We start from the raw sequence: 7,534 nt of genomic DNA, 5'->3' as shown, positions 1-7,534 counted from the left end.
TAATGGTAGGCATAAACAGGCCGTGTGGCGTGCATTTCCAGTTTACGCAATTGGTTATCCCATAAAGTTTATACAATATAAAATATATATTTGTTAAGTTGAATTTCATTCGCTCATTTTTTTTTTGATCTTCAACCAGGAGGTTTTATGTCATGGTTTACCCGTTTGTCTCGCTGGGGAGGCAACGCCCTGCTGCTTTCTGGATGGCTGGCTGCCAGCGTGCACGCTGCCACCACACCGCAGCGCGGCGGTGCACTGACGCTGATACTGTCCAGTGAGCCATCCACACTGGTTTCACTCGCGACCGTCGCTCAACCAGCGATTGCGGTCAGTGGCAAAGTCACGGAAGGGCTGCTGACCTACGATTACGATCTTAATCCACAGCCACAGTTGGCAACATCCTGGGATATCAGCCCCGATGGCAAAACCTATACTTTTCATCTGCGTCAGGGGGTGAAGTGGCACGACGGTCAGCCTTTTACTTCCGCTGACGTCGCCTACTCCATCCAGTTGTTGAAACAAATACACCCACGCGCCAGAAGCACCTTTGCTAACGTTAGCGACATTAAAACCCCCGATGCGCTGACTGCCGTCTTTGAGTTATCACACCCTGCCCCTTATTTGCTGCGCGCGTTTGCCGCCGGTGAAACACCGATTCTGCCAAAACACATCCATGACGTGCCGGGCAGCGATCCGCTGAAAAATGCCAATAACAATGCGCCAGTCGGCACCGGTCCGTATGTTTTCAGCGAATGGGTACGCGGCAGCCATATTGTCTACAAACGCAATCCCAACTACTGGGATAACCCAAAACCCTATCTGGACCAGTTGATCGTCAAGTTCTCGCCGGATGCCGTGGTGCGCACGCTGGAGCTGGAAACCGGTGATGCGGACATCGCTTACCGAACGCCGGTTGCGCTGAGTGAAATTGCCCGATTGAAGAAAGAGGGCGAGCTGGGCTTTGAAACCAAAGGGAACAATTACTCTTACAGTGTCGCATCGCTGCAATTCAATCTGGATGACAAGATTTTCAAAGACCTGCGTGTACGCCAGGCGTTTTCTCACGCCATTGACAGGGATGCACTGGTGCGCATTGCCTACTTTGGCCTCGCGACGCCGACGGCATCTCCCGTTGCCCCCGGTTTGAAAACCTTCCACGATCCGTCGCCGACTCCGTATCCCTTTGATCTGGCGGCCGCTAACCGCCTGCTGGATGAAGCCGGATACCCGCGCAGCGCAGACGGCACACGCTTTAGCATCACGCTGGACTACAACACCTATGGCGATGCTTTCCGTCGTATCGCCGATTTCACACGGGCGGCACTGGCAAAAATCGGGGTTGCGGTAACGCTGCGTTCATCGGACATTTCGTCGCACACCAAACGCGTGTACACCGATCGCGACTTTGCGCTGGCGCTGAACATGTTCGCCAACTTATACGATCCTACCGCAGGCGTACAGCGTCTCTACTGGTCGAAGAACTACCGCATTGGGTTGCCGTTCTCCAACACCTCGCACTACGTTAACCCCGAAGTCGATCGCCTGCTGGAAGCGGCGCAGACAGAAAACGACAATGCCAAACGCATTGCGCAATTCCGCCAGTTCCAGCAGATCGTAATGCATGACGCACCGGACATTAACCTGCTGTCTCCGCAGTTCATCACCATTTACAACCCGCGCGTTCACGACCATTCGCCAACGGCAGATGGTGTTGAAGGGAATCTGGCGGGAGTATGGGTAGAACCTAAACCGTAAGAGGCTCCCCTTTATATCAGCGGGGGAGGCTAACCGGATCAGTCCGCGTGCAAGGAGGCACGCGCACCGTTCAGGTGGCGAGCCAGCAGTTCCGCGCACAGATCGCCGTTGCGCGTCTCAATGGCGCGCAGAATTTTACTGTGCTCTTCAGCCACGCGCTGCCAATCACCGCTGCGCGCATTCCACTGATTTCCTTTGAAACGCGTGCGATACAGACGGGCATTGAGATTATTGTGCAGCTCGATCAGTGTGGCATTGTGCGAAGCGTGCACCAACGCCTGATGAAAGGCTTGGTTGGCATGAAAATAGCGCAGCGATTCTCCTGCGTGAAACGCCGCTATCAGCGCCTGTTCCTGCTGCTGCAACGCGAGCAGATCGTCTGGTGTCGCTTGCAACGCCGCCAGTCGACCCGCCAGTTTTTCCATTTCGGTATACACCACCAGCATGTCTTCAATTTCATTCGCCGCCAGAGACGCCACCACTACGCGCTTATTGGGGCGTAAATCCACCAGCCCCTGGGCTGCCAGCATTTTCAGCGCTTCACGCAGCGGAGTTTGCGAAATTTGTAGGGTGCTGCAAATGCTTTGCACATTGATGGGATCGCCGGGTTGCAGGATATCCTGCACGATCAGATCGCGCACATAGTCCGCCACGCGGTCGGTCAGCGGCCTCCGGTCAACCACCACGGCGGGAAGGGGGGCCGGGTTGGCCCGGTTTGCTGCGTCAGTCTGATCCATAGCGACCTCATTGCTGATTTATCGGCCAGGATAACCACACTGCCATATGCGTTAAATGGCAATGCATAGCTGATAAAGTTTATACAATATAAAATATATATTTGTTAATTTGACCGCAACTTAGCCAACCATGATTGGCTTGTCAACGGCAAATAAAACAGAAGGAATCCTCATGCATCTGCGTATTGATACGTCGGTTTCCTGGCTGAAAATGCCCTTGCCGAAACGCATCCCGCAGGTGGTATAACATGAGCACGCATTACGATGCTGGTATCGCGCAACAGTTTGCCGAGCAATACACGCTGCCGCTGGAAACGCTGCGCCGTCGCCAAAGCATGAAGTGGCGGTATCACGCGCTGGAGATTCTCCCCGCTTGGGTGGCGGAGATGGACTTCGCCCCAGCGCCTGCCGTTGCTGACGTATTACGTCACTGGTATCTGGCTCAGGATACAGGCTACCCTTACTGGCAACGCGACCGGGCGGAACATCTGCTGGCGCGCGCCTTCAGTCGCTATACCGCACGCGAGTTTGACTGGGAAACCGACCCTGCCAACGTATTGGCGCTCAACGAATTGGTGCAGGCAGTCTATTTGCTGATTCTGGCATTCAGTGAGCCAGGTGACGGTATTGTGCTGCAAACCCCCAGCTATCCGCCCTTTTATGATGCCATCAATGACACCGGCCGCCGCTTACAGGCCAGCCCACTGGTGGACAACGGTCAGGGCTATAAGATCGATTTCGATCATCTTGCCAACCAGATTGATGCCAACACGCGCATCCTGCTGCTGTGTAACCCACACAACCCCACCGGCCGAGCACTGCGGCGTGATGAGCTGGAAAAGCTGGCAGCACTGGCCGAAGCCCATGATTTGATCGTGATTGCCAATGAGATTCATGCCGATCTGGTGTACCCCGGGCAGGAACATATTCCGTTTGCTACGGTAGCACCGGGCCTTGCGGCGCGCACCATCACCCTGAACTCAGCCAGTAAGAGTTTCAATATCGCCGGACTGCGCTGTGCACTGATGTACTTCGGCGACGGCGCGTTAAAACAGCGCTTTACCCAACGTCTGCCCGCCTGGATTTTAGGCTATCCCTCCGGGATCGGAATTGATGCTACCGTGGCCGCTTGGGATCGCGGCCACAGTTGGTTGGAAGGTGCACGCCATTACCTGCTGGAACGGCGTGAGCAAGTGATCACCACCGTGCGCACCGCACTGCCAGAGGTGCGCGTCCACACCCCCGAGGCAACCTACTTCGCCTGGCTGGATTTTAGCGAACTGCACTTACCGACCGCCGCGGGCGCGTATTATCTGGAGCATGCCAAAGTGACGCTCAGCGCGGGTGAAACCTTTAACCCCGGCGCAGAAGCCTTTGCACGCCTCAACTTCGCCACGTCAAAGGCGCTGCTGCAACAAATTCTGGACGCAGTGATTGCCGCCTCACGGCGCGCTTAACGGAACCCTAACCATGTCAGACATTCACACTGGCTTAGCCACACCACAGACCACACTCGGTATTTTGATGGTGAAAACCCACTTTCGCCGCTATCTGGGCGATATTGGTAACCCCGGCACCTGGCCGTTTCCGGTACGCTATCGGGTGGTGGAAGAGGCCATCCCACAACGGATGGGACACCTCTATCAACACGACTTGTTGGAGCCATTCAAACGTGCGGCACAGGCATTAATCGACGAGGGCGTTGATGGGTTGACCACCAGTTGCGGCTTCCTCTCCTACTACCAGCAAGAGTTGGCAGCCTGGTCACCGGTGCCGATTGTCACCAGCAGCCTGCTGCAATACCCGCTGGTGCAGCGCCTGCTTCCCGCCGGGAAAACACCGCTGATTTTGACCTTCGACGATCGTGCGCTGCGCGGCGATTATCTGGAAAAAGTCGGTATCCCCGGCGATGCGCACGTGGTGGGAATGGCCCCGGACTCTGAGTTTGTGCGTTCAATTCGTGACGGTGACGACAGAGTCCCGTATGCTATTTTACAGCAAGAAGTGCTGGCTACCGCGCAGCAGGCGCTGTATCGCTACCCGCAAACCGGGGCGTTGGTTCTCGAATGCACCAACCTGGCTCCCTTCAGTGCCACGTTGCATGCCCGCTTTGGTTTGCCGGTATTCGACACCGTAACACTGGTTCGCTGGTTTTATGGCGCTCTGCAACCGCGAGCTTATGACGGGGGAGACAATTGGTGTCGGTAACAGGTTTTCATCAGGTAACCCCTTCATGACACAACGCTATGACGTTATCGTGATCGGCGGCGGCATCGTCGGCCACGCCATCGCTTATGGTTTGCAGCGCCAACGCGCCCATACCGCGATTCTCGACGGGGGCGACACGGATTTTCGCGCCTCGCGCGGCAACTTCGGTCTGATTTGGGTGCAGGGCAAAGGCGTCAATTGTCCGCCTTACAGCCAACTCTCCTGTCTGGCATCCACGCGCTGGCCCGACTTTGCGCAGCGCCTACGCACTGAAACCGGTATTGATTGCGGGTTGTCTCAGCCCGGCGGCATCAATTTCTGCTTAACATCCGATGCGCTGGACAGCGCGATACGCAACGTCAGCAAGCTGCAACAGGGCAACCCGGATTTTCACTATGAGGTATGGGATAACGCCACGCTGCGCCAACATGTGCCTGAAGCATCACACCAGATAGCCGGTGCCATCTATTCCCCCATGACGGCCATGTCAATCCGCTGCTGACGCTGCGCGCACTGTCCTACGCCTTTCAGCAGGCGGGCACGGTGATGATTGGGGACTCGCAAGAGCACGTCGGGTTTAACACCCGGACGCAGCCCGAGGTTCAACAGCAGATTGCCCAACGGGCAATACGCGCTTTCCCCTGTCTGGCCCACGCACAGATTGTACGCACCTGGGGGGCGTTGCGTATCATGACGCCAGATGGTTTGCCGGTTTATGATGAATCCCGTCGCTACCCCGGCGCCTTTGCCGTCACTTGCCACAGCGGTGTTACGCTGGCAGCGCTGCATAGCGAGCTGCTTCCGGCGTGGATTTTAGGCGGTGCACTTCCTTCACTTTTCGAGGTATTTCATGTCCAGCGTTTCCCGGTTCCAGCCGCTACCCACGGTTGATGCACCGCAAATCACCCTGTGGGTGAACGATGAGCCAATTACCGCACGCGCTGGCTGGACGCTGGCCGCCGCGCTGCTGGCAAACGGCATCACCACCACACGCCATACTGCCATTGATCAGAAACCGCGCGGCCCGTTTTGCATGATGGGTGTCTGCTTCGAATGTCGTGTCACGGTAGATGATATTCCCAACGTGCAATCTTGCATGACGCCAGTGCGTGACGGTATGAGAGTGACCCTGCCCCAGGGCGCGAGGGTGCTATCATGACCCAGACCACTACAGTGAATACGTGCGACCTGCTGATTATTGGCGCAGGCCCGGCCGGGCTGAAAGCCGCGCAGATCGCCAGCGCAGCAGGCTTATCCGTCTGGCTGGCCGATGAAAACCCATTGCCGGGCGGCCAACTGCTGCGACAGGTCACCCAGTCACCGTTTGCCAATCCACAAACTCTGTTCGGCGAAGAGTACAGCGCACGCCGTAGCCTGGCAGAAGTTGCCTTCTCTCCCCGCGTACGCTATCTGGCACGTACTGCCGTCTGGCAGGTGACACCGGAGAAACAAGCCTATCTGCTGGAACAGGGCGAGTCCCCGCGTCAACATATAGTGCAGGCTCGTTTTATTCTGCTGGCCACTGGCGCACAAGAACGCAGTTTTCCACTGCCGGGCTGGACATTACCTGGTGCGATGACGGTGGGTGCCGCACAGCTATTAAATGAAATCAGCGGGATTGTTACCCCCTGCGGACAGCATTCTGGTGGGCAACGGCCCACTGTTGCTACTGTTCGCCGCACAGGTGATCCGCGCGGGAGGCCGAATTCAAGCGGTGCTGGACACCACGCGCCCGCAGGATTACTTGTGGGCACTACCACGCTTGCCGAAGGCATTACGTCATACCTCGCGCGATCTGTTCAAAGGCATCAAGCTACTGCGCGAACTGCAACGCGCTAAAGTGCCTTATTATTCCGGTGTGACCGATATTGCCATCGAAGGAGAAACGCAGGTCACCGCCGTGCTCTTTTCCCATCGGGGCCATCCGATACAGCGCGTTACCTCACGGTATTAAGCCATATCGGGGTGATTCCGGCCACGCAGTGCGCCAATGCCCTCGGTTGCAAACTGGTTTGGAATGATGAGCAACACCACTGGCAGCCGGAAGTAGACGAACGCTAGGAAAGCAGCCAATCCGGTATCTATCTGGCAGGAGACGCGGGCGGCATTGAGGGCGGAGAAGCGGCAATGCTCAGCGGGCAAGCTCGCAGAAGATGACTATCAGCAACAATGTACTGAACTGCGGCAACAGCGCGCCGCGCTGCGTTCGCTGCGCCCCTTTTTGGCAGCGCTTTATCCCATTCCCAAACAGGCACAAAAACCCCATGACGACGTGACCATCTGCCGCTGTGAACAGGTGATGCCGGGGAAATTCGTCAGGCCGCGCGCGGGTTGCATCGGCATGAATCAGTTGAAAGCGTTTACCCGCTGCGGCATGGGCCCCTGTCAGGGACGGATGTGCGGACACAACGCGGCGGTTATTCTGGCCGAAACGCAGCAGCGCCACGTATCAGAAACCGTATACGCGCGCGCCCGTTTTCCCCTTAAGCCCGTCACGTTGGCGCAATTGGCACTCAGCGGTGACGATAGCGAGACATAAATATTGGCCGGTTCCAGTAGGCGTTATTGGCGCAGCCCGTTTGGACGCGGGCAGCGCGTGCACTGTCGGGTACAGCCCAAGGTGCAAAGGGGATAGACGTTAAATCTCTTCAATACACTTATCGCCGATGACCTCGGCAATTTTCAATTGTGCGAACGCTTCTTTAATACCGTCATTCCGCACCTACTTTAAGAATAAATTCGACGGTATCGCTCGCCGAGAACATCAACGATGGTCTTGTGAATAGAATTGAGGTTGGATACTTGTGGTGGTCTGTCACCAATACTGAACTCAT

9 protein-coding genes are annotated in these 7,534 nt (G+C 56.5%); 8 read left to right on the top strand and 1 reads right to left on the bottom strand.

Annotation, left to right across the window (positions count from 1 at the left end; genetic code table 11):
* Positions 1–147 precede the first annotated feature (147 nt).
* The gene (locus tag ACTBDZ_RS12880; protein WP_438815610.1) at positions 148–1,755 is read left to right on the top strand and encodes an ABC transporter substrate-binding protein; all 1,608 of its coding nucleotides are present in this window, start codon (positions 148–150) and stop codon (positions 1,753–1,755) included.
* 38 nt (positions 1,756–1,793) lie between these two features.
* Here ACTBDZ_RS12880 and ACTBDZ_RS12875 read toward each other — a convergent pair whose 3' ends face one another.
* Entirely contained in the window at positions 1,794–2,492 is a 699-nt protein-coding gene (locus ACTBDZ_RS12875; RefSeq protein WP_438815609.1) for a GntR family transcriptional regulator, read from the bottom strand.
* A gap of 248 nt (positions 2,493–2,740) precedes the next feature.
* Here ACTBDZ_RS12875 and ACTBDZ_RS12870 point away from each other — a divergent pair, with 248 nt between their 5' ends.
* The 7 genes from ACTBDZ_RS12870 to ACTBDZ_RS12840 all read left to right on the top strand — a co-directional run bounded on the left by ACTBDZ_RS12870 (position 2,741) and on the right by ACTBDZ_RS12840 (position 7,239).
* Complete coding sequence (locus ACTBDZ_RS12870; RefSeq protein ID WP_438815608.1) at positions 2,741–3,949, top strand: MalY/PatB family protein; 1,209 nt, start codon at positions 2,741–2,743, stop codon at positions 3,947–3,949.
* Between the two features lie 13 nt (positions 3,950–3,962).
* Positions 3,963–4,700, top strand: a complete 738-nt coding sequence (locus ACTBDZ_RS12865; RefSeq protein WP_438815607.1) for an aspartate/glutamate racemase family protein — start codon at positions 3,963–3,965, stop codon at positions 4,698–4,700.
* A gap of 25 nt (positions 4,701–4,725) precedes the next feature.
* On the top strand, positions 4,726–5,202 hold the full coding sequence (locus ACTBDZ_RS12860; protein WP_438815606.1) for an FAD-dependent oxidoreductase: 477 nt from the start codon (positions 4,726–4,728) through the stop codon (positions 5,200–5,202).
* A gap of 44 nt (positions 5,203–5,246) precedes the next feature.
* Positions 5,247–5,591, top strand: a complete 345-nt coding sequence (locus ACTBDZ_RS12855; RefSeq protein ID WP_438815611.1) for an NAD(P)/FAD-dependent oxidoreductase — start codon at positions 5,247–5,249, stop codon at positions 5,589–5,591.
* Positions 5,551–5,859 (top strand): (2Fe-2S)-binding protein, encoded by a 309-nt coding sequence (locus ACTBDZ_RS12850; protein ID WP_438815605.1) that lies wholly within the window; start codon positions 5,551–5,553, stop codon positions 5,857–5,859. The genes ACTBDZ_RS12855 and ACTBDZ_RS12850 overlap by 41 nt, the downstream gene beginning before the upstream one ends.
* Positions 5,856–6,539 (top strand): FAD-dependent oxidoreductase, encoded by a 684-nt coding sequence (locus ACTBDZ_RS12845; protein WP_438815604.1) that lies wholly within the window; start codon positions 5,856–5,858, stop codon positions 6,537–6,539. The genes ACTBDZ_RS12850 and ACTBDZ_RS12845 overlap by 4 nt, the downstream gene beginning before the upstream one ends.
* Positions 6,540–6,807: 268 nt before the next feature.
* The gene (locus ACTBDZ_RS12840; protein ID WP_438815603.1) at positions 6,808–7,239 is read left to right on the top strand and encodes a hypothetical protein; all 432 of its coding nucleotides are present in this window, start codon (positions 6,808–6,810) and stop codon (positions 7,237–7,239) included.
* The last annotated feature ends 295 nt before the right edge of the window (positions 7,240–7,534 follow it).

Origin of the sequence: Symbiopectobacterium sp., assembly GCF_051710365.1 — a bacterium.
Lineage (GTDB): Bacteria > Pseudomonadota > Gammaproteobacteria > Enterobacterales > Enterobacteriaceae > Symbiopectobacterium.
Note: the sequence above shows the minus strand (reverse complement) of the source record. Positions and strands in the feature narration are given on the sequence as shown.